This is a genomic window from Tardiphaga sp. P4_G1 (assembly GCF_056401215.1).
In genome coordinates, this window is sequence record NZ_JBFUJU010000003.1 from 216,778 (window position 1) to 242,758 (window position 25,981).

Here is a 25,981-nt window from a genome sequence, read left to right on the forward strand (position 1 = left end):
GCACAGTGTCAGATCAGACGCTGTACGGTCCGTTTGCGCCACACCAGCATGTAATAGCTCATCTGCAGAACAAACATGGCGCAGAAGGTGATGGGGTAGGCGGCCCAGACACCATCGAGACCGATAGTGCGGCTGAGGATGACGGCCGAGGGCACCTCGATGGCAACGATGGCGAAAACCAGAAGCGCCAATGGTGCGAATACCGTTCCGCTGGCACGCATCATTCCAGAGAAGGTTGTGGCCATGCCGAACAGGACCGAACTCCACAGTACAATGTGAAGCGATCGCTGTGCGAGTTCGAGGACCGCGGGATCGACAATGAAAAAGCTCATGAGGGTGCGGGAGAACAGGTAGGCGATCGCCACCAGTCCGCCGGTCAGGACGAGGTTCATCAGCAATCCGGTGCGGACGATGGCGCCGAGCCGGTCGGCCTGGCCGCGGCCGATGGCCTGCGCGCCGAAGATCGAGACCGTAATCGAGATCGAAATGGCCGGAAACTGCACATAGCTCAAAATCTGGTTGACCGCGCCATAAGCGGCGGTCGCGTTGGAGCCGAAGCCGTTGACCAGGCCGAGCAGCACAAGTTCGGCCACCGACATGACGGCCATGCCGATCGCGGAAGGGATACCGATCCGCAACACCTTGCGCAGCAGCGCGGGGTCAAGCCGTATTCTGCGCAGGAGCTCCGCGTCGGGCGCGAGCGCGTGTTTCTTGCGGCGCAGGTACATGGCGAGCCAGAGCAGCGTGAACGCGCTCGACGCGGCCGCGGCGCAGGCAGCGCTGGCCACGCCAAGTCGCGGCAGGCCAAACCAGCCCTGGATCAGCGCCGGTGTGACGGTGAGGCCTATGAATGTGGATAGTGCCAGCGCCCATAGCGGCGTCACGGTGTCGCCGACGCCGCGCATCATCGATGTCATCAGAATGAAGATGAAGGTCGCCGGCATCGCCAGCATCATGATCCGGGCATAGGCACTGGCCTGGTCGAGAACATCTGCCGGTGTCGCAAGCGCAACCATCATTGGTCGGCTCAACAGGGCGCCGAACACCGCGATGATGACCGCTAGCAGAAGGGCGACAGCGAGAGTCGTGCCGGCCACCGCCTTTACCTTGTGGCGCTCGCCCGCGCCCCAGGCCTGGCCAATCAGCACCGACGCGCCCGCTCCCAATCCCACGACGAAGGAGATGAAGAAAAACATTATCGGAAAGAACACCGATGCCGCCGCCAGCGCATCGACGCCGATCATCTGGCCGACATAGATGCTGTTGATGGTGCCGAACAGCGATTGCAGAATATTGCTCAGCATCATCGGTGCAAGGAAGACGAGAAAGGTCTTCCAGAGGGGCGGAACGTTCGACACGGGCATTTCCTTGGGATGGACGTGACGGCCGATTAGGCCGAGGTCGATTCGGCGCGATCACTGAAGGCAAGCTTGATGACGTGGTCGCGAATATCTTCGGGCCATGGGGCGATCAGGCCGGCAAAGCGTCGCCGGTCGTCAGCGAACAAGGCCCGCGACGCTTCCTCGAAACCGGGCCGGTCGCCCGCCATGGTCGACATGAAGTGATAAGCGGCGTCACGCGCCGCACGAAGCCGATCCCGGTCACCATGGACGCGGCGCGCCTCCTCGACCAGTTTTCGTAATGCGACGGAAGCGCCGCCGGGTTGGGTGCCAAGCCACTCCCAATGGCGCGGCAACAGCGTTACCTCGCGGGCGACGACGCCAAGCTTCGGCCGGCCACGGCCACGTGGCTCGGTGGATGCCTCGGTGGCGGGCTCGGCCGTCGATGGCTGGGGCAGGCGGGCGACGACCTCGCGATGGCTGCCGCGCAAATCGATATCGAGTGACTTGCCGGTGGCATTGTCGAAAATGACGATCGGATCGGCGATTGCGCCGGTCGCGATCTTGATTGCGATCGCGACCTCGGCCAATGGCCCAGAAGCCAGCAGCTTCGGACCGGCAAAGGCGCTAAACGGAGGAACACTCATTTCAGTCATGGGATAAGCCCGTCTCATCATCAAGATCGATGCTAATTATACCCGGATAATATATCTGTCAATATTACCCGGGCAATAATTGAGCGCGCCAGGTCGCAAAGGATCGCCATGCTTACAGTTCATCACCTGAATAACTCGCGCTCCCAGCGCGTCCTGTGGCTGCTCGAGGAGCTCGGCGTTCCCTATGAGATCATCAGATATAACCGGCAGCCCAACATGCTGGCGCCGCCGGAGCTGCGGGCGATCCATCCGCTCGGCAAGTCGCCTGTCATCACCGATAGCGGCAACACGATCGCCGAGTCCGGTGCGATCGTCGAATATCTCGTCAAAACCTACGGCAACGGCCGGCTGATTCCGCCTGACAACACACCGGAGCGCCTGCGCTTCACCTATTGGCTGCACTACGCCGAGGGATCGGCGATGCCGCCGCTCCTGTTGAAGCTGATCTTCCTAATGCTGCCGAAGCGCGCGCCGCTGCTGATGCGCCCGGTGGTCAATGCCATCGCGGCGAAAGCGCTGAACACGCTGGTCGATCCGCAACTCAAACAGCACATGGCGTTCTGGGAAGGCGAACTGTTGAAGAGCGAATGGTTCGCGGGCAGCGAGTTCACTGCAGCCGATATCCAGATGAGCTTCCCGCTCGAAGCAGCGTCCGCGCGCGCCGGGCTGGAACAAGGACACCCCAAGGCGATGGCGTGGCTCGCGAAGATCCACGCGCGGCCCGCCTATCAGCGTGCGCTGGAGAAGGGCGGGCCGTATTCGGTGGGGCGCTAGACCGCGGGGAAGCCGAACAGCTTCTGCGGATTGTTCGTGAGGATACGATTGCGCGTCGTCTCATCCGGCACCCACTCTGCAAGCAGGTCGAGCAGATCACTTACGCCCATCATCACATCCCAGTTCGCCACATGCGGCCAGTCGGAGCCCCAGATGCAACGATCCGGATTGGCGGCGACCAGCTTCTGGGCGAAGGGAATCGTATCGCTATAGGGCGGGCCACCCTGGATGCTGGTGCGATAGGCGCCGGACAGCCGCACCCATGCGCCGTCACGAACGAGTCCGACCAGAGCGTCGAAGCCCGGATCGTTGATGCCGCGTGAGGTCGGGAAGTGTCCCATGTGGTCAACGAGGAATGGCACCGGCAGTTTCGCAAAGCGTGAGGCGAGAGCCGGAATATCCTTGGCATCGATCAGAAATTGCAGATGCCAGCCCATCTCGCGGCAGAGCGACGCGTAGTCCTCAAGCTGCGCGAAACCCATCCCGCCGCCATAAAGCACGTTGAGCCGGAGGCCGACGACGCCCGCTTCTTTCAGCGCCACCTTCTCCTTCTCGGGGCAATCCAGCCCGATCACCGCGATGCCACGCAACCGCTGGCGATTGGCGGTGAGCGCGTTCACCAGCAGGCGGTTGTCGGTGCCATGCACGCTGACTTGCGTTAGCACGCCGTAAGTCATGCCGGTCGCATCGAGCATCGATAGATAAGATGCCGCCGTGGCCTCCGGCGGTGTGTAACTCCGCCCGGCGACGAACGGATAGTCCGGCGGCAGACCGATCACATGGGCATGGGTATCAACGGCACCACGCGGCACGGTGAACCGTGTCGCGCTGCGCTGGCTCGGTTGCGGCCCCGGGCAAGCCCGGGGTTCGCTGGGGGATGAATCAGGCGTCTGCATAGAGAATACGTCCGCGGGTTTCAGGCAACGCATAGGCTGCGAGGAAGAACAGGCCGTAAGCCAGCACTGCGAAGATCGCGATGGCATTGCCGAGGCTGGTGGTGTTGGACAGAGCGCCGACCAGGAACGGGAACAGAGCGCCGATGCCACGGCCGAAATTGTAGCAGAAGCCTTGGCCCGATCCGCGCAGACGTGTTGGATAGAGCTCCGTGAGGAACGCGCCCATGCCGGAGAAGTAGCCCGACGCAAAGAAGCCGAGCGGGAAGCCGAGGATCCACAGCACTTCGTTGGTGAGCGTCACCTGTGTGTAGATCAGGATGACTGCGATGGCGCCGAGCGAGAAGGTCAGGAACAGGTTGCGGCGACCGATGCGGTCGGCGAGCCAGGCACCGACGAGATAGCCGATGAAGGAGCCGACGATCAGCGCCGAGAGATAGCCGGTCGATGAGACGATCGACAGCTTGCGCTCGGTGGTGAGGAAGCGCGGCACCCAGAAGGTGATGGCGTAATAGCCACCCTGGCAACCGGTCGCAGCGAGCGACGCAAGGATCGTGGTCTTCAGCATCGGGCCGGCAAAGATTTCGCTGAGCTTGGGCCGATCGCCGCTGGCGTTCTGCTTGGCGCGGGTCTCCGCGGCGATGACCGGTTCTTCGACGTAGCGGCGCAGATACAGCACCAGCAAAGCCGGCAGTGCACCGATGGCGAACATCCAGCGCCACGCTGTCTCTGGTGGAAGCCATGAGAACAAGACCGCTTGTGACAGCACGGCGAGACCCCAGCCGATCGCCCACCCGGATTGCACCGAGCCGACAGCACGGCCGCGATATTGCGGACGGATGGCTTCGCCCATCAGCACTGCGCCTGCGGCCCATTCACCGCCAAAGCCGATGCCGAGCAGCGCACGCGCCACCAGCAGCTGATCGAAATTCTGCACGAAGGCACAGATCAGCGAGAAGAACGAGAACCACAGGATGGTCAGCTGCAGCGTGCGGACGCGGCCGATACGGTCGGCAAGATAACCGCCGAGCCAGCCGCCGATGGCGGATGCGAGCAGTGTCACCGTGCCGGCGAGTCCGGCGGTGCCGGGATCGACCTTCCACATCACGATGATGGTGCCGATCACCAGCGGATAGATCATGAAATCCATGCCATCGAGCGCCCAGCCTGTGGCACAGGCCCAGAATGTGCGGCGCTCCGGCGGATTCATGTCGCGATAGAAGGCCAGAAGGCTGGTGTCTTCGATTTCCGCGCGCTCAATGGCGCCGGGATCGGTTGGTCGGTTGCCGCTCATGATTGTTTCCCCCGTTAGTCGTCTTGGTTCGGGGGGCGCTCACCCGTGCGCCCCTGGGAGCACCGGATATGTCATTGGACGTCAGTACCCAGATGCCTCAGCGCCACGCGTACGCGGATCAGGGGCACCAAGCAAGCCGTCTGGCGTCACGAGAATAGAATTGGCCGAAGTCTGGCCCATCGGCTCGACCACCTTGTGGCCCATGGCACGCAGGGCATTGAGGGTCTCTTCGCTGAAGCCGCGTTCGATGCGCACTTCATCAGGCAGCCACTGGTGATGCAGGCGAGAGGTCGCGACGGCCGACATCACATCCATTCTGTAGTCGATCACATTGACGATCACCTGCAGCACTGTCGAGATGATGCGGCTGCCGCCGGGCGAACCGGTGACGAGTACCGGCTTGCCGTCCTTCAGGACAATGGTCGGCGACATCGATGACAGTGGCCGCTTGCCTGGGCCGGGCAGGTTGGCTTCGAAGCCGACCAGGCCGAAGGCATTCGAGGCGCCGGGTGCTGCGGTGAAATCGTCGAGCTCGTTATTCATCAACACGCCCGTGCCATCGGCGACGAGGCCGACACCGTAGGGAAAGTTGAGCGTATAGGTATTGCTCACAACATTGCCGGCAGCATCGACCACGGAATAGTGGGTCGTGTTCTGCCCTTCACGCGGAGGCACCGCAGACAGCGCGTCGGTCCATGGCGTCGCCTTGTCGAGATCGATCGAGGCGCGCTGTTTGGCGGCGTAGTCTTTCGAGGTTAGTATCGCAATCGGTGCATTGACGAATGCGGGATCGCCAAGATAGCGTGCACGATCGGCATAAGCGCGTTTCATAGCCTCGATCAGTAGATGCAGCGACGGCGCCGAGCCTTGCCGCAAGGTTGCCACTGGAAAGCCTTCGAGGATGTTGAGTGTTTCCAGCAGCACTGTGCCGCCGGATGATGGCAGTGGCATCGAGACGATATCGTAGCCCCGATAGCTGCCGCGCACCGGCTGGCGGATCACCGGCTGATAGGCCTTGAGGTCTTCGATCGCAAAAATGCCGCCGGCCTTGTTGATGCCATCGACCAGCTTCTGCGCCACCGGGCCTTCGTAGAATCCGCGTGGCCCTTGCGCGGCGATTGCCGTCAGCGTCGCAGCAAGGTCGCTCTGGGTCAGCGTATCGCCCGGTTGCAGCGCTGTGCCATCGGAGCGCGAGAAGATCTTCACCGATGATGGCCAGCGCGCGGTGCGTCGTTGCAGATCGGGCAGCGTGGCGGCGATATCGTCCGCCACGACGAAGCCGTCGCGCGCCAGCGCAATCGCGGGCTGCAGCAGATCCGACCATGTGAATTTGCCCGAACCGTATTTTTCCAGCGCAAGCGCGAGCCCTGCCACCGTGCCGGGGACGCCGATGCCCAATGCGGAGTCACGCGATTTCGCGATATCCGGCTTGCCGTCATTGCCGAGAAACATGTCACGGGTGGCTTTGGCCGGCGCGGTCTCGCGGTAATCGATGGTGATGTCCTCGCCGGCGGCGGTATGGATCACCATGAAGCCGCCGCCACCGATATTGCCGGCGCGCGGATAGGTGACGGCCATGGCGAAACCGCTCGCAACAGCCGCATCGATCGCATTGCCACCGTGCGCCATGACATCCGCACCGACCTTGGCGGAGATCTTCTCCTGGGCGACGACCATGCCATGCGTGGCAGCGATGGGTTTGAGCGTGCCTGACGGTGCGGGGGTATAGACGTCACGCGCCTGCTGCGCGTTTGTCGATGCCGGGACGACGAGTATAAAAGCGAGTGCTGCGACGCACGTACAACGCAGGAAAGCAAACAGTGCCATCGATCACTCCGGCTGACAGCGGACATGATCGCATCGCCGTCTCGAATGCTATATGGCTTGTGAAACGTACGAGACAACACTCTGTGATTCGCGGGGGATACCACGCATGGCGGTCGCCGCCGCTTCATCAGCCTCTGTGACAGCGGCGCCAAAGACCTATCCACCGCGCTCTGCGGTGATCAGCTGGATGTTTTTCGACTGGGCGGCCCAGCCTTACTTCAGTCTCATCACAACCTTTGTTTTCGCGCCCTATTTCGCCACGCGCGTGGCATCCGACGCCGCCACCGGGCAATCCCTGTGGGGCTTCGCCACCGCTGCGGCCGGGTTGGTCATCGCGCTGGCATCGCCGATGCTTGGCGCGATTGCCGACGCGAGCGGCCGCCGCAAGCCGTGGATCGCAAGCTTCGGTGCGATCTTCGTGATCGGCGCCTGCATCATGTGGATCGGCAAGCCCGGCGATCCCGCTATCATCCTGCCGCTGCTGATTGCCTATGGCTTGGCGACCATCGGCGTGGAGTTTGCCACCGTGTTCAACAATGCGATGATGCCGACGTTGGTGCCGCCGGATAAAATCGGCCGCCTGTCCGGTTCGGGCTGGGCGCTCGGCTATGTCGGCGGCATTCTCAGCCTAATCATCGTGCTCGGCTTCATGGCTGCGAACCCGACCACGGGGCGCACATTGTTCGGTCTGGTCCCGATCCTCGGTCTCGACCCCGCGACGTTCCAGGGCGATCGCATTTCGGCGCCGCTGTCGGGCCTGTGGTTCGTCGTCTTCGTGCTGCCGATGTTTCTCCTGACGCCGGATTTTCCTGCAAAGGTTTCGCCCGGTCACGCCGTGCGTGCAGGTCTGACCGATCTCAGGCACACGCTAAGTGATCTGCCGAAGCATCGCTCGATGATGGCATTCCTGATTGCCAACATGATCTACACGGACGGGCTGGTGTCGCTGTTTGCTTTCGGTGGCATCTATGCGGCCGGCACGTTCGGTTGGAATACGATTCAGATCGGCACATTCGGTATCATCCTGGCCATTGCCGGAACGTTCGGCGCCTTCGTCGGCGGCAAGCTCGACGATGCGTTCGGACCAAAGCGTGTAATCACCGGCAGCATCCTGCTGCTGCTGATCTCGATCATCGCTATCCTGCTGATTGATCGCGAAACCATCTTCTTCATCAAGGTCGCGCCGCCGGTGCCCGGTGGCGGCCTGTTCGCGGCGCCTGCGGAGAAGGCCTATCTCGCGCTGGGTTGCCTGATCGGCATGGCGGGCGGTCCGCTGCAGGCGGCATCGCGCACGCTGTTGATCCGGTTGGCACCGCAAGATCGCATCGCGCAGTTCTTCGGTCTGTTCGCGCTGACCGGAAAGGTGACGTCCTTTATGGGGCCGTTGCTGATCGGCCTCGTCACCGCGGTCACCGCCAGCCAGAAGGCTGGCATGGCGGTGCTGGTGCTGTTCTTTGTCGGTGGCCTCGGTCTGCTCGCACGGGTGCGGGAAGACTAGGGTGCGCGTCCCGGGATATCTCCGATCGAATCCTTATTTCGCTCAGCAGCGATGAGCATTTCGACAAAGGCGGTCACCTTGCGCGGCCGGAATTGTGCTGCAGGGTAAACCGTGTAGATGCCGCCGGACGGCAGCTGCCATTCCGGGAGGGCATGGCTCAGCCGCCCCGAGGCTAGATCTTCGGCCACCAGGAAATCCGGCAAAACCGAAAGGCCGCCACCGGCTCTGACTGCCGCGAGTACCCCTGGCGTCGTGTCGATGCCCATGCTCGCCTGCATGCGCACGGTCCGTCGTTCGAGGTCGCTGCGCGAGAACTGACACAGTAGCGGTTCGCGCAGTGCCATGTTGGCAATGAACGGCAGCGCAGCGAGATCCTTTGGATCGTAGGTGGCCGCGATTCGATCCGCGAATGCAGGGGCACCGACCAGCAATTGTCGGAAGGATCCGATCTTGCGCGCCTGCAGGCTGGAATCTGCAAGCCAGCCGACCCGGATCGCCATGTCTATCTTGCCGGAGGTGAGATCCATCGTCTGGTCGCTTAGCGTCTGCTCCACGCGGCAGCCGGGATAGCGCTTTGTGAAGGCCGTGACCACCGGAACGACCACTGCGATACCGTAGTCGTTGGGCGCGGTGATGCGCAGGGTGCCGGTCGGCTCGGCGGCCGCTTGGGTGAGTTCGTTGAACGCATCCTCCGCTTCCCGCAAGATCATGACGCAACGTGCATGAAACATGCGGCCGGCCTCGGTCGGATGGACGCGCCGCGTGGTCCGGACGAGAAGGCTCGTCCGCAACTCCTGTTCGAGCTGCGTCACCTGCTGGCTCACCACGGCCTTGGTGATGCCGAGCCGCTCTGCCGCGCGCGTGAAGGAGCCTGTGTCAACGACAGCAGCGAAATAAGCCAGCCGGTTCAGGTTCATCGCTATGACCGTGAGGAACGGGATAGATTGTCAGTTAATAGCATACATTCTGTCTGGTTTGTCGGTCTTATTCGAGCATTTGCCGTGTGCCATAAATCGCGTCCAAGGAGACCGATATGGCCGCTACCACGCACATCGCCTATCTCTTCGATCCGCTCTGCGGCTGGTGCTACGGCGCTTCTGCAATTCTCGAAAAGCTTGCCGCTCTGCCGGACTTTTCCTTCGCGTTAGCTCCGACCGGGCATTTTGCCGGGTCTGGTGCCAGACCGATGGACAACGGTTTCGCTGCATTCGCCTGGGCCAATGACCAGCGCATTTCGCGCCTGAGTGGTCAGCCCTTCAGCGAAGCCTATCGCCGCAATGTCCTCGGGGATCACACGCGCCCCTTCGACTCTGGCCCGGCGACGCTGGCGATCACCGCGGTCGCACTCACTGCCCCGGACCGGGAGTTCGATGCTCTCAAGGCCATTCAGAATGCACGCTATGTCGAGGGCCGCGACAACACGGACATCTCGGTTCTCTCGCATGTGCTGCGCGTGTTGCAGTTGCCGGAGATCGCGGATCGCCTGGTCGCTCCTGATGACGCGTTGATCGCTGCTAACCGTACGCGCCTCGATACAGCACGCGTCGAGATGCGCCGATTTGGCGCCAATGGCGTCCCATCCCTCATTGTGGGCAACGGGGAGAGCCGACGTCTTGTCAGCGCGAGTAGTCTGTTCGGCAGCATGGAGACGCTCGTCGAGGGACTGAAGGCAGCCTGAGTTTTACTGATCAACAGCGACAGGCGAGCCACGCCTGAATTTTACACTACCCACTCTCACGAGGAGACGCCCATGTTCACCAGGAGAACCATCATGAAAACAACTCTTGCCGCCGGTGCAGTCGCTGTGTTCGCTCCAGAGGGAACGGGCTACGCAGCTGGTGGGCTTTCGTGGAAGCACTTCCCCGCCGGCCCGAAGGGTTTCTTTCGCGCCCCCGTGCTCATTACTGGCGCGTCCGAGGCTGTTCTGATCGATGGCGGCTTCACTTACTCCGACGGTCGGGCTGTAGCCGACGCAATCAAGGCGACGGGCAAGAAGCTCACCACCATCTATGTCAGCCAAGCCGACCCGGATTACTACTTCAGCCTCAAGCCAATTAAGGAAGCTTTCCCCGAAGCTCGGGTGATTGCAGCATCCGATACGGTGGCCGCCATCAACGGCAATGTGGAAAAGAAACTCGCAGTCTGGGGGCCGCAGCTTAAGGAAAACGGCCCGCAGACGCTTGCCGATGTCGTCATTCCCAAGGCTTTCGACGACAAGAAGCTCATCGTCGATGGGGAGACCATTGAGATCGTCGATGCAGAAGGGCTGGCCAGTCGGCGCTATCTCTTCGTGCCGTCGTTGAACGCGGTGTTTGGCGGGGTAATGATCTTTGCGGGTGTGTATGTCTGGACCGCCGATTCACCGACCAAGGAACAGCGCGTTGCATGGATCGCCAATCTCGATAAGATTACCGCCCGCAAGCCGGTAATCGTTGTGCCCGGTCACATGACGCCGGACGCTCCCACTGAACTCTCGGGTGTTGCGCACACCAAGGCTTACCTTGTTGCCTTCGAGGAAGAGCTGGCCAAGGCCAAGGACTCAATAACGCTCAAGAGAGCCATGGAAGCCCGCTTCCCCGGTCTCGGCATGGGGGTTGCCCTCGACATCGGCTCCAAGGTCGCCACCGGCGAGATGAAGTGGGGCTGAGATGGGCGCCAATCTCGATCTGATCCGGGCTACCTATGAGGGATCATCATCGGAAGAGAACGGCCATAACCTGCTGGCCGCTCTCGCTCCTGATGCCGCGTGGACCGAAGCTGATGGTTTCCCTTACGCAGGAACTTACGTGGGGCCGGAAGCGATTGCGGCGGGTGTGTTTCGGCGCCTCGCCACCGAGTGGGTGGGTTACCGCGCCGATGTTCACACCTATCTCGAAGATGGCGACCGCGTCGCCGCCTTCGGCGTTTACTCTGGGACCTACAAGACGACGGGCAAGTCGATGCAGGCCGCCTTCGCACACCTCTACCTAGTGAGGGGCGGCAAGATCGCGCGCATGACGCAATATGTCGATACGCTCATGGTCCAACAGGCCTTGGCTTTGTAGCCCGATCACGCCGCTCGATGCGCCGACTGAGAAAATCGATCATCTTGGTCTATCGGTTGGCCGTGGGCCGCTGGCTAGCAGCCGGGGCTCCTTATGGCCGCAACTAGTGCTTGAAGTGGCGGACGCCGGTGAACACCATTGCGATTCCGGCGTCATCCGCCGCCTTGATCACTTCATCGTCGCGGATCGAACCGCCAGGCTGAATCACGGCTGTGGCTCCGGCCTCGATCGCCACCAATAGTCCGTCGGCGAAGGGGAAGAACGCATCTGATGCGACGACCGATCCTTTGGTCATAGGCTCGGCGAGTTTCAGTTCGGCAGCAGCATCCTGCGCCTTACGTGCGGCAATCCGAGCGGAATCGACCCGACTCATCTGGCCTGCACCGATACCGACGGTGGCAAGGTCTTTCGCGTAAATGATCGTGTTCGATTTGACATGCTTGGCCACACGGAATGCAAATTTGAGATCGCGCAATTCAGCTTCCGTCGGCTGCCGTTTGGTAACCGGCTTTAGGATCATGTCATCGACCACCGCGTTGTCACGGCTCTGCACCAGCAGGCCGCCGGCCACCGTCTTGTAGGTCAGGCCTGGCGCGCGCGGATCAGGCAGACTGCCTGCCAGCAGCAGGCGGATATTCCGTCGTTTGGCGATGATGGCGATTGCTTCTTCGGTGGCGTCCGGCGCGATGATCACCTCGGTCAGGATCTCGGTGATGGTCTGCGCGGTCTCCGCGTCCAGCGTGCGGTTCATGGCAATGATGCCGCCGAAGGCCGAAGTAGAATCGCAGGCCAGTGCCTTGCGATAGGCGTCGATCAGGTTGCTGCCTTCGGCCACGCCGCAGGGGTTGGCGTGCTTGACGATGACGCAGGCTGCGGTGCGCTTTGGATCGAACTCGGCGATGCATTCATAGGCCGCATCGGTGTCGTTGATATTGTTGTAGGACAGTTGCTTGCCCTGCACCTGCCGCGCCGAGGATACGCCGGGGCGCAGTTCGGGCGTGCGATAGAACGCAGCGGTCTGATGCGGGTTCTCGCCGTAACGCAACGCTTCGACGAGCTTGCCGCCAACAGCCCGGAAATCCGGCGCATCGATTTTCAACTGATCGGCAAACCAGTTCGAGATCGCGGCGTCATAGGCCGCAGTGCGGGCATAAGCCTTGGCTGTCAGGCGGCGGCGCAGCGTTAGCGTGGTCGCGCCCTTGTTGGTCGCGAGTTCGTCGAGCACCGACTGATAGTCCGACGGCTCGACGACCACGGTGACGTCGTCGTGGTTCTTGGAGGCCGCGCGGATCATTGCCGGACCGCCGATGTCGATATTCTCGATACAATCCTCATAGGAGGCGTTCTTCGCAACGGTCTCCTCGAACGGGTAGAGGTTCACGACGAGCAGATCGATCTGCGAAATCCCGTGATCCTTCATTGCCTTGGCGTGTTCGGCATTGTCGCGGATCGCGAGCAGGCCGCCATGAACCTTGGGATGCAGCGTCTTGACCCGGCCATCCATCATTTCCGGGAAGCCGGTGAGGTCGGACACGTCGGAGACCTTCAGGCCCGCCGCAGCGATCGCCTTGGCGGTACCGCCGGTCGAGACGAGGTCGATGCCGTGGGCGGACAGCGCCCGCGCGAATTCGATCAGTCCGGACTTGTCGGAAACGGACAATAGAGCGCGAGTAACCTTGCGCGGATGGTCGGTCATGATGCGTATCCCGTGGGAGAAGGATGCCGCGTAGCATGGTTTCGCGGTGCAAGAAACTGCAAGGGCTTGCATGCCAGCAATTTCGTCGTGAAGGCCTGATTTACAACGGCAATTCCGGCTCGCGGCGGGCGTTGCGGCGGGCCGTGGTCTGCGACGGCGAGGAGGCCGAGCGGGCAAAACTCCAGCGGATGCTGGAGGTCTGCTGCGCGTTCTGGTGGATCACGATCTGGGCGGTTCGGCGCGGTCCGTCATTGCCCGCCAGGAACACGCTGTCCTCCAGCTCGACCTTGTCGTCCAGCGCCTCGAAGGTCCAGACGTCGCGGTTCGGCAATACCAGCATGACGCCGCGGGCGTCGCTGAGCCGGCTGGCCTTTACCGACGGGTGCAGATGGAAGCGCAAGGCGTAGTCGGTATTACTGCCTTTCAGCCGCGCGCCGGGCGCCGCCGCGACGATGTCCTCGCCCTCGAGTTTCGAACCGTCCTCGGAGATCATCAGCACGCGCCGATGCGTGACACCGAAGCGTGGGTGATAGCCGTCATGCGCGGTGGTCAGGATGGTGCCGTTCGAGGTGATCTCGCGATAGCTCTCCACCACATGCGGGCCATTGACGATCGGCGCGCCCTGCAGAAACTTCTTCATCGCGCTGCGTTCGACGAACTGGCACGACGAGGTGTTGTGATAGGTCATCGTCGAATGCGCGGGCGTGCCGCGCGCGAAAGCGCGCCAGTTGTCGCGCCCGGTCGACGGCATGCCGCAATTGATGACGATGCGGCTCGGGCCGGACGACAGTTCGAACGACAAAGTACCGGCATGGGCGTCGTGGCTCACACTGGACGGTGGTGGCGGGCCGGTGTCGATGATCACGGTCATCTGACCGGCCTCGAGACGCTGGAAGCCGGTATGCGGCATATGCGCCATCGGCACGCCATGCGTGTCGTCATAGGCCAGCAGCGTCGCCAGCAGATGCGATGGCGCATTGCTCATACCGTTGAACAGTGCGAACGAGCCGTCGCCATGACGGAAGAATCGCAGCATCGGCATCATGCGATCGATCGCATTCAGTAGCGCCGGCGGTGGCGCGATGTTGCGCGCGGCAAAGGTCTGCCGCAGCGGCAGCAGATCGATCAGCAATTCGATCAACGCGCCCGGATTGCGCGAGATATGCCCGCCGTCCGGTAGAATCTGGCGCTGCAATTCGTCGGAGAGTTTGCGCGTCGCAGTGCGGATGTGGCGCGCCTGATTGGCGAGGCAGAGGGATGCGTAACACAGCGCAATCAGTACCTGCAGCTTTGGCACGCCGTCGGGTGCATGCGACAGCGCGTAGCGTAGCGAGCGGATCTCGCGGCTGAGCGAGCGCAGATAGCGGCGATAGAATTTGCCGTCGGTATCGCCGAGTACCAGCGGCGCCTGCGATAGCAGCGAGATCACACGGCGGGCGATGACGTCGGCGCGGCGTCCGACCGGGCGCTTGCGCGACGTATTCGACATCCAGTCGTCGATCAGCGAGCGCGCATTGGCGCGGGTGATGGCGGTGTCGGCGGCGCGCAGATGGCGGAGCCAGCCGAAGCCGAGCAGTGAAACTTCCCAGTCTTCCGATGGCGGCTCCAGATCGAAGATCGAGCGACCGTGGCAGGTGACGATCTTGCCGGCAAAGACGAAGCGCCCGGCATAGATTTCGGCGGCGCGGGTGGCGTCGGTGGTGCGCAGGTCATGCGGAGCGATGATCAGGCGATCGGTGCGTCCGGGCCAGAGCCGGGCCAGCGCTGCCGATCCGCCGGACGCGCGCGACATCGCGCTCCGCGCGAAGCGGCCGAGGATCAGCCCCGAGATACGTCTGCGATGTGCGACCACGCGCGCCTTGAACTGGAAGAGAAAGGGTTGTTGCGAATCCTTTTAGCCGGAAACGCGATCCGCACACAGTACAAGGAAGCTTCCTGTGGAAGCCTCGCGAATCGGGAGATTACTCTGTGAATATCAGGATTTAATGAGTCGCGCCGCATAGAAGCCGTCGAGCCCGCCGAGCCGAGGATCGGCATGGGGCAGATGGCTCGGCAAAGTGCGCAGATCGCCCTCGGGGGTGACGATCTCGGCAAGACCGGCCACTTCACTGGCGTCGGCGGGGGCGCGGCGCATACTGGAATCCTTGGCCAGCAGGTCGGCGATGGCTTGTTCGCCTTCTTCTGGCTCCAGCGAACAGGTGCAATAGACCAGGGTTCCGCCGGGCTTCAGGATGGAAGCCGCCTTCTGCAGCAGGCGCCGCTGCAGCGCCGTCAGCATGACGATGTCGGAGTCCTGTTTCAGCCAGGCGACGTCGGGATGCCGCCGGATCGTGCCAGTCGAGGAGCAGGGCGCGTCCAGCAACACGCCGTCAAAACCCTCGCCGGGATATTCGGTGCCGTCGACGACGACGGTTTCGGCCTCGAGCGACAGCCGCGCCAGATTTTCGCGCAGCCGTGCCACACGGTTCGGCGAGCGGTCGATAGCAGTGACCTGCGCGCCGCCCTGGACCAATTGTGCAGTCTTGCCGCCCGGCGCGGCGCAGAGATCGACGATGCGTTTGCCCTTGAGGTCGCCGAACAGTCGTGCCGGCAGTGCCGCCGCGGCGTCCTGTACCCACCACTGGCCGTCATCGAAGCCGGGCAGCATGGTCACCGAGCCCTGCAGCAGGGTTCGGACGGAGCCTGTGGGGAGCACTTCGCCATGCAGGCGCGTGGCCCAGGCATCGGCTTCGGATTTGACGGTGAGATCGAGCGATGGCTCATGGCTCAGCGCCACGGCCATTTCCTTCGCGGCCGTCTCGCCGTAATGGGCCGTCCAGCGCGCCATCAGCCAGGGCGGGATGTCGAGAGTCTGGGCGGCAACTTCGTCGATCAGCGGCTGGCCTTCTCGCGCGCAGCGCCGCAATACGGCATTGACCAGTCCGGCATATTTCGCGGCGCGGCGGTCGGATTGCACCATGCGGACCGAGAGGTCGACGGCAGCGTGATCCGGCACATCCATCCAGAGGATCTGGGCAGCGCCGATCAGGAGCGCACTTTGCGCACGCGGGGCATCGGTGGGAACACCACGGTCGAGCAGGCGGGAGAGAATATGCCCGAGCGTGCCGAGTCTGCGCAGGATCGTCGCAACCAGACGTCGCATCAGCGCGCGGTCGCGGTCGGATAGCGTTTTCAGGCCGGGATGGGCCGCGGCGCCTTCGAGCTGGTCGTCGAGGGTCCGATGCTTGTGCAAGACGCCGTCGAGAATATCCGCCGCAATCCGTCGCGCGGCGAGGCCGGGGACCTCGGTTGGCGGTGCGTATCTTACTTGCGACATGCGAAAACATCACGACGGAGGGCGGGCAATGGCGCGGGCAGGCTCAGCATGCGGCCATTGGATGGGAGCGATTCTGTCGCATGCGAATATGCCAAATGTAAGAATCGCCCTTATATGCTCACAGTCGAACGGCAACTGTTCGACATTGATTTATGTAACGCGTGCCGCCCTTGCCGGTTCAGCAGGAAACCTGAGATGAACGACATTCCTTCCGAGTCCGCAACGTCTTTGCCGGAGCCTGAGCCGGCACCGAAGAAAGTTTTGACGCCCGCCGCGCAGCGCGCGCTGGCCGAGGCAGAAGAACGTCGGGCTGCAGCTGCAGCAGCACATACTGCGGCGAAAGCGAAAGAGTTCCAGGGACCTGAAGGCCCGGAGCCCACGCGCTTTGGCGACTGGGAGCGTAAGGGCATTGCGTCCGACTTCTAACTCTTCGGATCACTGAGCCAGATTCTTCTGGCTGGTTGTTTCGACTCACATTATCGCAGGACGATGACCCCAGCATCGCGCATTCACCGTGCGTCGCCGTGGCGATCCCGCATGTCCGCGGCGATGCCGTGGGTATTCGTGCTTGGCCTGGCCGCCGGCACCATGCTGCCGGTGAAGCGTTGGCTGCCGTTCCTGCCCGGCGCGGATCAGACCGAGGCCGCCCGCGATTCCGAGGCGATCGTCAGGCGCGCCGGCAATGCTGAGGCGCGCTACCCGATCGAGATGCGCTATGCCATTGACGGCGATACTTTTGGCGCGCGCGTGCATCTTGGGTCCGGCGAGGACGTCAGTGTGCGCATTCGTTTGCGTGGCATCGATGCGCCGGAACTGAAGGGGCAATGCGCGCGCGAGATCCAGAAAGCAGAAACCGCGACGGCTGCACTGACCAAGTTGCTCCGCGAGGGAAGCCTCACGATCTACAATATCGGGCCTGACAAATATCCCGGCCGCGTGGTCGCCGATGTAGCGACCAGGCAAACGCCCAACGTGTCTGCAGCAATGCTCAACGCAGGGCACGCGCGCCCGTATGGTGGCGGTCATCGTAGCGGCTGGTGCGATAGCCGCTGAGATCAGCAAAACAAAAAGCCGCGCATCATGCGCGGCTTTTCAGAATAGCGAAGCTGCCAGCGATCAGCGCTGGGTGACGATCACAGGCGTGCCGACCGAGACGCGCGAATAGAGGTCGGTGATGTCTTCGTTGTACATGCGGACGCAACCGTAAGAGACATAGCCGCCGATCGAATTGGGGCGGTTGGTGCCGTGGATGGCATATTCGCCGCCGGCAAGGGTCATCGCTGCAACGCCCATCGGATTAGCTGGCGAACCGCCCGCAATCACATCGGGGATATTCGGATTGTCACGCTTGACGTCGGCTGGCGGAGCCCAGGCCGGCTGGCGGTACTTGCCGTCGATCTTGGTGGCGCCGGCCCACTGTTTGCCGGGCTTGCCGACACCGACGGGATAGCGCACGGCCTGACCCTGTTCGAGCACGAGATAGAGCTTACGCTCATTGGTCTTCACGACGATGGTGCCGGGGGCATAGTCGCCGTGGAAGCCGACCACATTGGGCGCTGCCTGCGCGGTGGGGGACATCAGGGCGCCAACGACAACGGTGGCTGCCAGCGCACTAGCAATCTTCAAGGACATCGATCTCTCCAGTTCGGCCCGGCCGGTAGCGGCCGACGAGGTCGTGCCGCCTCTCAAGGCGACGAAAACAATTGCACACGGGAAATTCTCAACCAGTCGCGTAAACAACCGGTCTCTGCCAGCGCGGGGGAGTGCGCCAACGAGCGCCTAAAGAGGAAATCCGCTGAACAAAGTAAATGCCCGGAAAACAACACTCGCTCTAAATTGGCCGGGGGTGGCCATCCGGCCCTGACAATCGCGTGAGGCCAGCCAGATGCAATGCGTTGGAGGTCACTAGGCCAGCGTAAAGGCCTCATGGACGGCGGATTGTACCGCGCCGCCGAGGACAGCGCCGCCACCGGCCACATAGATCCAGTCACCAATAACTGTCGCGCCGACCGCATGGCGCGGGGTCAGCATCGGCGCGTGGCTCTGCCAGGTGTCGGAGGCCGGGTCGTAGCTTTCCATCTGTCCGTACACCTTGCCTTGGGTGAGCTGGCCGTTCTGCACCACGCCGGATTCGCCGCCCATGGCGAACAGCCGGTCGCGATACACCACAAGACCATGGCCCGAACGGGTCGTCGGCAGTGCGGCGCGCAGCTCCCATGTGTCGCGCTCGGGCAGATACACATGGTGCAGATCGGTATTGTACTCGAACGTATTGAAACGCCCGCCGATCACATGGATCACGCCGCGCGTGGCGACGCAGCCGACATGGTCGCGCGCACCGGGCAGTGCCTTGCGGCTCTCCCATTTGTCGGTCTTGGGATCATAGACTTCGTGCCAACTGACACTGGCGCGCTCTGCCGCAGGTTCCGACGCGCCGCCGATCAGATGGATTTTGCCGTTCAGCGCAACGGCAGCGCCGGCACCGCGTGGTCGCGGCAAGGGCGCGATCGTATCCCAGCGATTGGCAGCGACATCATAGGCATAGGCGTTCTGATCCGAGCCGCGGTTCTGCTGCATGAAGCCGCCAAGCGCATAGACCCGTCCGGCATCGGCGGCGACCGAGACGTGATTGGCGCCGCGCGGCAGGGGCGCTGCGTCGAGCCACTGATCTGAAGCGGGATCGTAGACATGGTGATAGGGGCGGTCGACACGGCCTTCGCCGTAGCCGCCGACGATATGCATACGATCGGCCCATGATGTCGCCCAGGCCATCTCGCTGCGCGGCAACGGCAGTGCCGCACGCGATATCCACTTTCCTTGCGGCCCTTTCGGCGCCGGACTCTCTGTGACGCGCTGCGCCTCCTGCTCGGGCGTCATGTGATGCGGTACGCCGCCTTGCAATTTGGCGTAGGGCTCTTTCGACGATGGTGCCGCAGGCAATGCGGGATGACCGGCATGTTGCGCACGGGCGGAGGCTCCGCCCGCAACAACTGCAGCACTTCCCAACACGAATGACCGACGATCCACCACATCACTCCGTGTTTGCCAACAGATTGGGCGAGCGGTTACGCCCCCGGCTTCTTGTTCTGCCGATGCTCGACGAGGTCGGTGACCACGGCGGGATCGGCCAGTGTCGATGTATCACCCAGAGATGACGGTTCGTCTTCGGCGATCTTGCGCAGGATGCGACGCATGATCTTGCCGGAGCGGGTCTTTGGTAGACCCGGTGCGAACTGGATCAGGTCCGGCGAGGCGATCGGGCCGATGTCCTTGCGAACCCAGGCCACCAGCTCCTTGCGCAGCTCTTCAGTCGGCTCGACGCCGTTCATCAACGTGACATAAGCGTAGATGCCCTGGCCCTTGATATCGTGCGGATAGCCGACCACGGCGGCTTCTGACACTTTCTCATGTGCGACCAGCGACGATTCCACTTCCGCGGTGCCCATGCGGTGGCCGGAGACATTGATGACGTCGTCGACGCGGCCGGTGATCCAGTAATAACCGTCGGCATCGCGGCGGCAGCCGTCGCCGGTGAAGTACTTGTTCTTGTAGGTCGAGAAATAGGTCTGTTCGAAACGGGCGTGATCGCCATAGACCGTCCGCATCTGGCCAGGCCATGACTTGGCGATGCAGAGATTGCCCGAGGTCTCGCCCTCCAGCACCTTGCCATCGGCATCGACGATCTCGGGGACGACACCAAAGAACGGCCGCGTCGCCGAACCCGGCTTCAGTTTCGTGGCGCCGGGCAGAGGCGTGATGAGAATGCCGCCGGTCTCGGTCTGCCACCAGGTGTCGACGATGGGCGCACGCGCCTCGCCGACCACGTGATAGTACCACTCCCAGGCTTCCGGATTGATCGGCTCGCCGACCGATCCTAGCAATCGCAGGCTCTTGCGCGAGGTTTTCTTCACCGGCTCGTCGCCGGCCTGCATCAGCGCGCGGATCGCGGTTGGCGCGGTGTAAAAGATGTTGACCTGATGCTTGTCGATCACTTCCCAGAACCGCGACATCGACGGATAGTTCGGCACGCCTTCGAACATCAGCGTGGTCGCGCCGTTGGCCAGCGGCCCGTAGAGAATGTAGCTGTGACCGGTCACCCAGCCGACGTCGGCGGTGCACCAGTAGACATCACCCTCGTGATAGTCGAACACGTATTGATGCGTCATCGAGGCGAACAGCAGATAGCCGCCAGTGGTGTGCAGCACGCCCTTGGGCTGGCCGGTGGAGCCCGACGTGTAGAGGATGAACAGCGGATCTTCCGCATTCATCGGCTCGCAGGGGCATTCGGTGGTCACGACTTCGGCGGCTTCGCGGTACCAGAAGTCACGGGCGGGATCCATGTTCACCGGTGTGCCGGTGTGCTTGACGACGACGACCCAGTCGACACCGCCGGCCTTGGCGACCGCGGCATCGACATTGTTCTTTAGCGGCACCTTCTTGCCGCCGCGCAGGCCTTCATCGGCGGTGATGATGATCTTCGACTGGCAGTCAGTGATGCGCTGCGCCAGCGAGTCCGGCGAGAAACCGGCGAAGACCACTGAATGGACCGCGCCGATGCGCGCGCAGGCCAGCATCGCGTAAGCGGCTTCCGGAATCATCGGCAGATAGATGGTGACGCGGTCGCCTTTGCCGACATTGCGGTTGCGCAACACGTTGGCCATCTTGCAAACTTCGTCGTGCAGTTCCTGATAGCTGATGTGCTTCGACTGCGAGGGGTCGTCGCCTTCCCAGATGATCGCGGTCTGGTTGGCGCGCTTCGGTAGATGGCGGTCGATGCAATTATAGGCGGCGTTCAATACGCCATCCTCGAACCACTTGATCGAGATCTTGCCTGGGGCAAAGGACGTGTTTTCGATCTTGGTGGGGGCGTGGCTCCAGTTGAGGCGCTTGGCCTGCTCGGCCCAGAAGCCGTTGGAATCGCTGATCGAGCGCGCATACATCTCATTGTATTTCGCGTCATCGACGAAGGCGCGCGTCGTCCACTCAGCCGGTACGTCGTAAATCTTGTCGGACATCGTCCCCTCCACCACCGTGCGACCGCTGCGCGAATTCGCCGCCAGCCGGTTCTCGTTGCGCGCAATATGCGCCGGCGCGAGATAGCTGGACAAGCGGGGACGGACTAGGCCTTTGGTCGGTCCGCAAGGTCGCAGCCCTGATCACGTTCGCGTTTTGACGGCTCGGAAATTTCATCATAAAGCCAATTCGGGCGCTAAACGGTAACCAGTAACCGAAATTGCGTACCTGTGGACTCGCAATAGTTGCGGGAAGCCCCTAAATCGCCCTCGCAGGGACGGCCAAGCGGCCCGGAACCAAAAATCAATAAACGGCATTAGCAGAGACACAGGGCCGACGAGGCAGATAACACTATGATGGAACAGCAGAATTTCGCGCCTTCCCGGGCCGTTTCCGCCCGTTCCGTCGCGCGGCCAGGCCGTATGGCCAAGCCAAGCCCCGCGAGCGTGGAGGTTTTGGCCCGTGAAATGGGCCTGAAGCTTGGAGATCAGTCTGAGCTGACGATCCGCCGGCTCAAGCGCGGACAATCTTATTCCTTCGTCAGGGCCAACGGCACCCCGATCAAGCATATCGGCACGATCAAGCGGCTGAACTCCATGGCGGTGCCCCCGGCCTATGCCGAGGTCCGCTATGCCGCTGATCCTACGTCTCATTTGCAGGCCGTAGGCCGCGACGCGGCCGGCCGCCTGCAATACCGCTATCACTCGGATTGGGAGAAGGTCCGCGAGCAGCGCAAGGCGCATCGGCTGGCGAAGCTGGTGGCGGCACTGCCGAAGATCCGCCGCAACGTCTCGGCGCTTCTGGCTGGCGACGAGCCGACGCGTGAGTTCGCGCTCGCCGCTGTCATCGAACTGGTCACGCGGACCGCGATCCGTGCCGGCAATGAGAGCTACATGAAGCTGTCGGGCACCCGCGGCGCTACTACGCTGATGAAGTCGAACGTGCAGCTCGAAGACGATTGCATCGTGCTCACCTTCAAGGCCAAGGGCGGCAAGGCAGTGCGCAAGGAGTCCAATGCGTCGAAGCTCGTCCGCGCGATTGGTATCCTGCACGACGTGCCGGGCAAACGCCTGTTCCAGTATCGCGACAATGCTGGCCGCATTCACAAGGTCAACACGGCAGCAGTGAACGCCTTCCTGCGCGATATCGCCGGCATCAAGATTTCACTGAAGGATTTCCGCACGTTGATGGCGTCGGCGACGGTGGCTGAAACCCTGTCACGGATAGAGCCGGCAGCCAGTGAGCGCGGGCGCAGGAAGCAGGTGCTCGAAGCCGTGCGGTCGGCGGCGGACGAATTGCAGAACACGGCGGCGATCTGCCGCAAGAGCTATGTGCACGATACCATCGTCACCGCCTTCGAGGACGGCGTCCTCGCGCGCATCGCCGCGACGCAAACGGGCTATCGCTCGCAATCGAAACGCGAGCAGCTTCTGGCGCAGGTGGTGGCTGAGGCGGGGTAGTTAGGCCAGCGTCCACACCGCCGTGTTCTTGATCTCTGCATCTTCAAGATCGCGCGTCACGGGCACTCTGTATTCCGCGAGCTTGCGCAACTTGTCTTTCGGCAGATAGCTGCGGCCGGGGTCGCCGATCAGGACCGTTGAACCGCGCGCCGCTTGCTCTGAAAGAAATGCAAAGGCGCGCTCTGCGGTGTCGCGTTCATAGAAAATATCGCCTGCCAGAATCGTTTGTGCGGGCGGGACAGATGAGCCGCCGAGCAGATCGTCACCGCGAGCATTGATCGTAACGCCATTTTCAGCCGCGTTCAGTGCGATGGCCGTGCGCGCAAAGGCGTCGATGTCATAGGCGAAGACGCTGCTTGCCCCGGCTTTCATCGCGGCGATAGCCACCAGCCCCGATCCTGTTGCGAAATCGATGATGGTCTTTTCAGCAACATGCCCGGGATGATCGATAACAAAGCGCGCCAGTGCCTGTCCGCCGGCCCAGGCGAAGGCCCAGAACGGTGGCGGCAGTCCGGCTTCGCCGAGTTCTTCCTCAGTCTTGCTCCACAGCGGTACGGCCTCGTCGGCTGTGTGCAGCACGATCTCCGGCACTAGCGGCACCGGCAGCAGGCGCGTATTGGCGCGAATGAAAGCAACGGGGTCAGTGATTGCAAGATTGACCGCGCCGTCGGCGCTCACAATCCGCCCATTTTGCAGACGAGCTTCCACTCCTCCGCGGTCACCGGCTGCACCGAGAGCCGCGACAGTTTCAGCAGCGCCATCTCGGCGAGCTTCTTCTCGGCCTTCACGGCAACGAGCGTCACCGGTGTCTTCAAAGGCTTGTCGGCGGCGATATCGACGCAGACGAACTTGCCGGATTCATCGGTCGGATCGGGATAGTGCTCTTTCACGATCTCGACGATCCCGACGACCTCCTTGCCTTCGTTGGAATGGTAGAAGAAGGCGCGGTCGCCTTTCCTCATGGCGATCATGTTGAGCTTGGCGCTGTGGTTGCGTACGCCAGTCCAGGCTTCGCCCTTGTTGCCTTTCGCCACCTGCTGGTCCCACGACCACACCGAAGGCTCGGATTTCACCAGCCAGTATTTCATCCCGTCTCTAACCTTCTGCCTTGAATGGCCGCGTCAGCAGGCCCTCGATGACCTGATCGATGGTCGCTTTGCCGGCCAAGATCGCTGCCACGGCTTTCGCCACCGGCATATCGACGCCCTTCGACGTCGCAAGTTCGATCAGCACCGGCGCCGTGAACTCACCTTCGGCAAGTTTGCCGCGCGCCGGCTGCTCGCCGCGGCCGAGTGCCACGCCGAGTGAAAAATTGCGCGACTGCGCGCTCGAACAGCTCAGGATCAGGTCGCCCAATCCTGACAGGCCCGACAGCGTCTCGGTGCGCGCGCCGCATGCGATGCCTAGTCGCAGTAATTCGCTGAAGCCGCGCGTGGTGAGTGCCGCGAGGGCCGAGGCGCCCAGTTCCTTGCCGGCGACGATGCCTGCGGCGATCGCCAGTACGTTCTTCGCCGCGCCGCCGATCTCGACGCCGCGCACATCGGTGGAGTGATAGGGACGGAACGTCGCCGAACCCAAGGCCTGCACGAGTGCGACAGCGACATCCTCGTCGGCGCAAGCGAGCGTCACGGCCGTGGGCAAGCCAGCTGCGACATCGTCAGCGAAATTCGGTCCCGACAGAATGGCAGGAATCGCATGCGGTGCGACGTCGGCGATGACTTCCGTCATGAATTTGTGGCTGCCGCGCTCGATGCCCTTGGCGCAGGCGACCACCGGAACGCCTGCCGGCAATAGCGGCGCGAGCGCCGTCAATGCCTCGCGCAACTGTTGCGACGGGACGGCGAGCAGAATGATATCGGCGCGCGCTGCCAGCGAAAGATCGGCGGTGACGAAGACAGAGTCATCGATGGCAGCGCTGGGCAGTCGCGGATTGGCGCGCGATACCTGCATCAGTTCGGCGGCTGCAGTCGAGCGTGCATAAAGCACGGTTTCGCGGCCGGCGCGCGCCGCGACATCGGCCAGCGCCGTGCCGTAAGCACCAGCGCCGATCACCGCCACAGAGTTTAAGTCGGCCATGATGTTCCCGTCAGTAAGCCGCGCGGGATTTGGAATGGCCTGCCGGCGCCTTGGCGTCAGCGTCGAGCAGCCAGCGCGCGCGGGGCGGTGCTTCCATCGTGTCGGTGAGTCCCAGCGCAAGGCGCTCTGCGCCGGCCCAGGCGATCATCGCGCCGTTGTCGGTGCACAGTGCCGGCGGCGGGATGATCAGCGTGGTCTGCGCTTTTGCGGCCACGGCCTGCAGCGCACCGCGGATCGCCTGGTTGGAGGCGACACCCCCTGCCGCGACCAGTGCATGCGGCGGGCCGAATTGGTCTTCGAACAATCTGAGGCCGACGCTCAATCGATCCGCCGTCGATTCCAGCGCCGCCGCCTGGAAGCTGGCGCAGAGATCCGCGATGTCCTGCTCTTCCAAAGGAATGAGCCGGCTGGCCTCGTTGCGTACCGCAGTCTTGAGACCTGACAGCGAAAAATTCGCATCGGGCCGGCCAAGCATCGGCCGCGGAAACGCAAAGCGCTTGGGATCGCCACCGGCAGCGGCCCGCTCCACTTGCGGACCGCCGGGATAGGGCAGGCCGAGCATCTTTGCGACCTTGTCGAAGGCTTCGCCCATGGCGTCATCGACGGTGGTGCCGAGCCGGACATAGTGGCCGACGCCGAGCACCGCGACGATCTGGGTATGACCGCCGGAAACGAGAAACAGGCAATACGGAAACGCCAAGGAAGTGGTCAGCCGCGGCGTCAGCGCATGGGCTTCGAGATGGTTCACGGCCACCAGCGGGGTGTCATGCACCATGGCTATGGCTTTTGCGGTGGTGAGACCAACAATGACGCCGCCAATCAGGCCGGGTCCGGCGGCTGCGGCCACACCGCTCAGTTGCGCGAAATTGACGTCGGCGTCCTTCATGGCGCGGCCGACGATGCCGTCGAGCAGGTCGATATGGGCGCGCGCGGCGATCTCGGGCACCACGCCGCCATAGGGCGCGTGGTCGCCGATCTGCGAATGGACGATATTGGACAGGATCTTGCCGCTGCCGTCGGGCTGGCGTTCGATAACGGCGGCCGCGGTCTCATCGCAGGTCGTCTCGATTCCCAGCACCAGCATCGGTTGGTCG

Annotated in this window: 24 protein-coding genes; 8 read left to right on the forward strand and 16 right to left on the reverse strand. The window is 62.8% G+C overall.

What is annotated here, in order from left to right:
• Positions 1-8: 8 nt before the first annotated feature.
• Together AC1DUY_RS08680 and AC1DUY_RS08685 are read right to left on the reverse strand one after the other, a co-directional pair.
• Positions 9-1,364, reverse strand: coding sequence for an MATE family efflux transporter (locus AC1DUY_RS08680; RefSeq protein ID WP_478113639.1), 1,356 nt, complete (start codon positions 1,362-1,364; stop codon positions 9-11).
• Between the two features lie 26 nt (positions 1,365-1,390).
• Complete coding sequence (locus AC1DUY_RS08685) at positions 1,391-1,996, reverse strand: DUF2239 family protein (RefSeq protein ID WP_478113641.1); 606 nt, start codon at positions 1,994-1,996, stop codon at positions 1,391-1,393.
• Between the two features lie 108 nt (positions 1,997-2,104).
• On the opposite strand from AC1DUY_RS08685, the gene AC1DUY_RS08690 reads away from it, so the two are divergent.
• Complete coding sequence (locus AC1DUY_RS08690; RefSeq protein WP_478113643.1) at positions 2,105-2,770, forward strand: glutathione S-transferase family protein; 666 nt, start codon at positions 2,105-2,107, stop codon at positions 2,768-2,770.
• Here AC1DUY_RS08690 and AC1DUY_RS08695 read toward each other — a convergent pair.
• From AC1DUY_RS08695 to ggt, 3 genes are all read right to left on the reverse strand, one after another.
• Positions 2,767-3,666: an amidohydrolase family protein gene (locus AC1DUY_RS08695; RefSeq protein WP_478113645.1), complete on the reverse strand. Its 900-nt coding sequence runs from the start codon at positions 3,664-3,666 to the stop codon at positions 2,767-2,769. The two genes, AC1DUY_RS08690 and AC1DUY_RS08695, sit on opposite strands and share 4 nt — an antisense overlap.
• Positions 3,653-4,957 (reverse strand): MFS transporter, encoded by a 1,305-nt coding sequence (locus AC1DUY_RS08700; RefSeq protein WP_089263183.1) that lies wholly within the window; start codon positions 4,955-4,957, stop codon positions 3,653-3,655. Before AC1DUY_RS08700 ends, AC1DUY_RS08695 begins: the two co-directional genes overlap by 14 nt.
• A gap of 81 nt (positions 4,958-5,038) precedes the next feature.
• A complete protein-coding gene (gene ggt, locus AC1DUY_RS08705; RefSeq protein ID WP_439065404.1) occupies positions 5,039-6,784 on the reverse strand; it encodes a gamma-glutamyltransferase in 1,746 nt (581 codons plus the stop codon).
• Between the two features lie 106 nt (positions 6,785-6,890).
• Here ggt and AC1DUY_RS08710 point away from each other — a divergent pair, with 106 nt between their 5' ends.
• Positions 6,891-8,282: an MFS transporter gene (locus AC1DUY_RS08710; RefSeq protein ID WP_175369320.1), complete on the forward strand. Its 1,392-nt coding sequence runs from the start codon at positions 6,891-6,893 to the stop codon at positions 8,280-8,282.
• On the opposite strand, the gene AC1DUY_RS08715 is transcribed toward AC1DUY_RS08710, so the two are convergent.
• Positions 8,279-9,199: a LysR family transcriptional regulator gene (locus tag AC1DUY_RS08715; protein ID WP_175369319.1), complete on the reverse strand. Its 921-nt coding sequence runs from the start codon at positions 9,197-9,199 to the stop codon at positions 8,279-8,281. The two genes, AC1DUY_RS08710 and AC1DUY_RS08715, sit on opposite strands and share 4 nt — an antisense overlap.
• A gap of 116 nt (positions 9,200-9,315) precedes the next feature.
• On the opposite strand from AC1DUY_RS08715, the gene AC1DUY_RS08720 reads away from it, so the two are divergent.
• The 3 genes from AC1DUY_RS08720 (at position 9,316) to AC1DUY_RS08730 (ending at position 11,326) form a co-directional block, all read left to right on the forward strand.
• Positions 9,316-9,960: a DsbA family protein gene (locus AC1DUY_RS08720; RefSeq protein WP_175369318.1), complete on the forward strand. Its 645-nt coding sequence runs from the start codon at positions 9,316-9,318 to the stop codon at positions 9,958-9,960.
• A 72-nt stretch (positions 9,961-10,032) separates the two neighbouring features.
• On the forward strand, positions 10,033-10,929 hold the full coding sequence (locus tag AC1DUY_RS08725) for an MBL fold metallo-hydrolase (protein WP_478113649.1): 897 nt from the start codon (positions 10,033-10,035) through the stop codon (positions 10,927-10,929).
• 1 nt (position 10,930) lies between these two features.
• On the forward strand, positions 10,931-11,326 hold the full coding sequence (locus AC1DUY_RS08730; protein WP_175369316.1) for a nuclear transport factor 2 family protein: 396 nt from the start codon (positions 10,931-10,933) through the stop codon (positions 11,324-11,326).
• A gap of 103 nt (positions 11,327-11,429) precedes the next feature.
• Here the strand turns inward: AC1DUY_RS08730 and purH are convergent, their stop codons facing one another.
• The 3 genes from purH to AC1DUY_RS08745 form a co-directional block, all read right to left on the reverse strand.
• Positions 11,430-13,022, reverse strand: coding sequence for a bifunctional phosphoribosylaminoimidazolecarboxamide formyltransferase/IMP cyclohydrolase (gene purH / locus AC1DUY_RS08735; protein ID WP_320446082.1), 1,593 nt, complete (start codon positions 13,020-13,022; stop codon positions 11,430-11,432).
• Positions 13,023-13,122: 100 nt separating this feature from the next.
• Positions 13,123-14,814 (reverse strand): heparinase II/III family protein, encoded by a 1,692-nt coding sequence (locus AC1DUY_RS08740; RefSeq protein WP_089263676.1) that lies wholly within the window; start codon positions 14,812-14,814, stop codon positions 13,123-13,125.
• A 183-nt stretch (positions 14,815-14,997) separates the two neighbouring features.
• Positions 14,998-16,338, reverse strand: coding sequence for an RsmB/NOP family class I SAM-dependent RNA methyltransferase (locus tag AC1DUY_RS08745; protein WP_478113652.1), 1,341 nt, complete (start codon positions 16,336-16,338; stop codon positions 14,998-15,000).
• A gap of 195 nt (positions 16,339-16,533) precedes the next feature.
• Here AC1DUY_RS08745 and AC1DUY_RS08750 point away from each other — a divergent pair, with 195 nt between their 5' ends.
• Positions 16,534-16,764 carry a DUF1674 domain-containing protein gene (locus AC1DUY_RS08750; protein ID WP_115033144.1) on the forward strand — a complete coding sequence of 77 codons (231 nt, stop codon included), beginning with the start codon at positions 16,534-16,536 and terminating at the stop codon, positions 16,762-16,764.
• Between the two features lie 111 nt (positions 16,765-16,875).
• On the forward strand, positions 16,876-17,391 hold the full coding sequence (locus AC1DUY_RS08755; protein ID WP_478113654.1) for a thermonuclease family protein: 516 nt from the start codon (positions 16,876-16,878) through the stop codon (positions 17,389-17,391).
• 63 nt (positions 17,392-17,454) lie between these two features.
• Here AC1DUY_RS08755 and AC1DUY_RS08760 read toward each other — a convergent pair whose 3' ends face one another.
• The 3 genes from AC1DUY_RS08760 to acs form a co-directional block, all read right to left on the reverse strand.
• The gene (locus tag AC1DUY_RS08760; RefSeq protein WP_175369311.1) at positions 17,455-17,970 is read right to left on the reverse strand and encodes a L,D-transpeptidase; all 516 of its coding nucleotides are present in this window, start codon (positions 17,968-17,970) and stop codon (positions 17,455-17,457) included.
• 273 nt (positions 17,971-18,243) lie between these two features.
• A complete protein-coding gene (locus AC1DUY_RS08765; RefSeq protein WP_309941645.1) occupies positions 18,244-19,365 on the reverse strand; it encodes a Kelch repeat-containing protein in 1,122 nt (373 codons plus the stop codon).
• 38 nt (positions 19,366-19,403) lie between these two features.
• Complete coding sequence (gene acs / locus AC1DUY_RS08770) at positions 19,404-21,353, reverse strand: acetate--CoA ligase (RefSeq protein ID WP_478114029.1); 1,950 nt, start codon at positions 21,351-21,353, stop codon at positions 19,404-19,406.
• Positions 21,354-21,704: 351 nt separating this feature from the next.
• Between acs and AC1DUY_RS08775 the strand changes: the two genes are divergently transcribed.
• Positions 21,705-22,811: a DNA topoisomerase IB gene (locus tag AC1DUY_RS08775; RefSeq protein WP_478113657.1), complete on the forward strand. Its 1,107-nt coding sequence runs from the start codon at positions 21,705-21,707 to the stop codon at positions 22,809-22,811.
• Here AC1DUY_RS08775 and AC1DUY_RS08780 read toward each other — a convergent pair whose 3' ends face one another.
• From AC1DUY_RS08780 to tsaD, 4 genes are read right to left on the reverse strand one after another with little or no spacing between them, the layout of a single operon-like run.
• Positions 22,812-23,489 carry a class I SAM-dependent methyltransferase gene (locus tag AC1DUY_RS08780; RefSeq protein ID WP_478113659.1) on the reverse strand — a complete coding sequence of 226 codons (678 nt, stop codon included), beginning with the start codon at positions 23,487-23,489 and terminating at the stop codon, positions 22,812-22,814.
• Entirely contained in the window at positions 23,486-23,899 is a 414-nt protein-coding gene (locus tag AC1DUY_RS08785; protein ID WP_320446078.1) for an EVE domain-containing protein, read from the reverse strand. The genes AC1DUY_RS08780 and AC1DUY_RS08785 overlap by 4 nt, the downstream gene beginning before the upstream one ends.
• Positions 23,900-23,906: 7 nt before the next feature.
• Entirely contained in the window at positions 23,907-24,887 is a 981-nt protein-coding gene (locus AC1DUY_RS08790) for an NAD(P)H-dependent glycerol-3-phosphate dehydrogenase (protein WP_478113662.1), read from the reverse strand.
• A gap of 10 nt (positions 24,888-24,897) precedes the next feature.
• The gene (gene tsaD / locus AC1DUY_RS08795) at positions 24,898-25,971 is read right to left on the reverse strand and encodes a tRNA (adenosine(37)-N6)-threonylcarbamoyltransferase complex transferase subunit TsaD (protein WP_120288082.1); all 1,074 of its coding nucleotides are present in this window, start codon (positions 25,969-25,971) and stop codon (positions 24,898-24,900) included.
• Positions 25,972-25,981: the final 10 nt, after the last annotated feature.

What these genes read in the sequence shown, in the direction of transcription:
- AC1DUY_RS08680 (WP_478113639.1), bottom strand. Translation starts at nt 1,364, where the DNA reads ATGCCCGTGTCGAACGTTCCGCCCCTCTGGAAGACCTTTCTCGTCTTC.
- AC1DUY_RS08720 (WP_175369318.1), top strand. Translation starts at nt 9,316, where the DNA reads ATGGCCGCTACCACGCACATCGCCTATCTCTTCGATCCGCTCTGCGGC.
- AC1DUY_RS08700 (WP_089263183.1), bottom strand. Translation starts at nt 4,957, where the DNA reads ATGAGCGGCAACCGACCAACCGATCCCGGCGCCATTGAGCGCGCGGAA.
- AC1DUY_RS08710 (WP_175369320.1), top strand. Translation starts at nt 6,891, where the DNA reads ATGGCGGTCGCCGCCGCTTCATCAGCCTCTGTGACAGCGGCGCCAAAG.
- AC1DUY_RS08785 (WP_320446078.1), bottom strand. Translation starts at nt 23,899, where the DNA reads ATGAAATACTGGCTGGTGAAATCCGAGCCTTCGGTGTGGTCGTGGGAC.
- AC1DUY_RS08745 (WP_478113652.1), bottom strand. Translation starts at nt 16,338, where the DNA reads ATGTCGCAAGTAAGATACGCACCGCCAACCGAGGTCCCCGGCCTCGCC.
- AC1DUY_RS08730 (WP_175369316.1), top strand. Translation starts at nt 10,931, where the DNA reads ATGGGCGCCAATCTCGATCTGATCCGGGCTACCTATGAGGGATCATCA.
- AC1DUY_RS08725 (WP_478113649.1), top strand. Translation starts at nt 10,033, where the DNA reads ATGTTCACCAGGAGAACCATCATGAAAACAACTCTTGCCGCCGGTGCA.
- AC1DUY_RS08790 (WP_478113662.1), bottom strand. Translation starts at nt 24,887, where the DNA reads ATGGCCGACTTAAACTCTGTGGCGGTGATCGGCGCTGGTGCTTACGGC.
- ggt (WP_439065404.1), bottom strand. Translation starts at nt 6,784, where the DNA reads ATGGCACTGTTTGCTTTCCTGCGTTGTACGTGCGTCGCAGCACTCGCT.
- AC1DUY_RS08760 (WP_175369311.1), bottom strand. Translation starts at nt 17,970, where the DNA reads ATGTCCTTGAAGATTGCTAGTGCGCTGGCAGCCACCGTTGTCGTTGGC.
- AC1DUY_RS08685 (WP_478113641.1), bottom strand. Translation starts at nt 1,996, where the DNA reads ATGACTGAAATGAGTGTTCCTCCGTTTAGCGCCTTTGCCGGTCCGAAG.
- AC1DUY_RS08755 (WP_478113654.1), top strand. Translation starts at nt 16,876, where the DNA reads ATGTCCGCGGCGATGCCGTGGGTATTCGTGCTTGGCCTGGCCGCCGGC.
- AC1DUY_RS08695 (WP_478113645.1), bottom strand. Translation starts at nt 3,666, where the DNA reads ATGCAGACGCCTGATTCATCCCCCAGCGAACCCCGGGCTTGCCCGGGG.
- AC1DUY_RS08690 (WP_478113643.1), top strand. Translation starts at nt 2,105, where the DNA reads ATGCTTACAGTTCATCACCTGAATAACTCGCGCTCCCAGCGCGTCCTG.
- acs (WP_478114029.1), bottom strand. Translation starts at nt 21,353, where the DNA reads ATGTCCGACAAGATTTACGACGTACCGGCTGAGTGGACGACGCGCGCC.
- AC1DUY_RS08775 (WP_478113657.1), top strand. Translation starts at nt 21,705, where the DNA reads ATGATGGAACAGCAGAATTTCGCGCCTTCCCGGGCCGTTTCCGCCCGT.
- AC1DUY_RS08740 (WP_089263676.1), bottom strand. Translation starts at nt 14,814, where the DNA reads ATGTCGCGCGCGTCCGGCGGATCGGCAGCGCTGGCCCGGCTCTGGCCC.
- tsaD (WP_120288082.1), bottom strand. Translation starts at nt 25,971, where the DNA reads ATGCTGGTGCTGGGAATCGAGACGACCTGCGATGAGACCGCGGCCGCC.
- AC1DUY_RS08750 (WP_115033144.1), top strand. Translation starts at nt 16,534, where the DNA reads ATGAACGACATTCCTTCCGAGTCCGCAACGTCTTTGCCGGAGCCTGAG.
- AC1DUY_RS08715 (WP_175369319.1), bottom strand. Translation starts at nt 9,199, where the DNA reads ATGAACCTGAACCGGCTGGCTTATTTCGCTGCTGTCGTTGACACAGGC.
- purH (WP_320446082.1), bottom strand. Translation starts at nt 13,022, where the DNA reads ATGACCGACCATCCGCGCAAGGTTACTCGCGCTCTATTGTCCGTTTCC.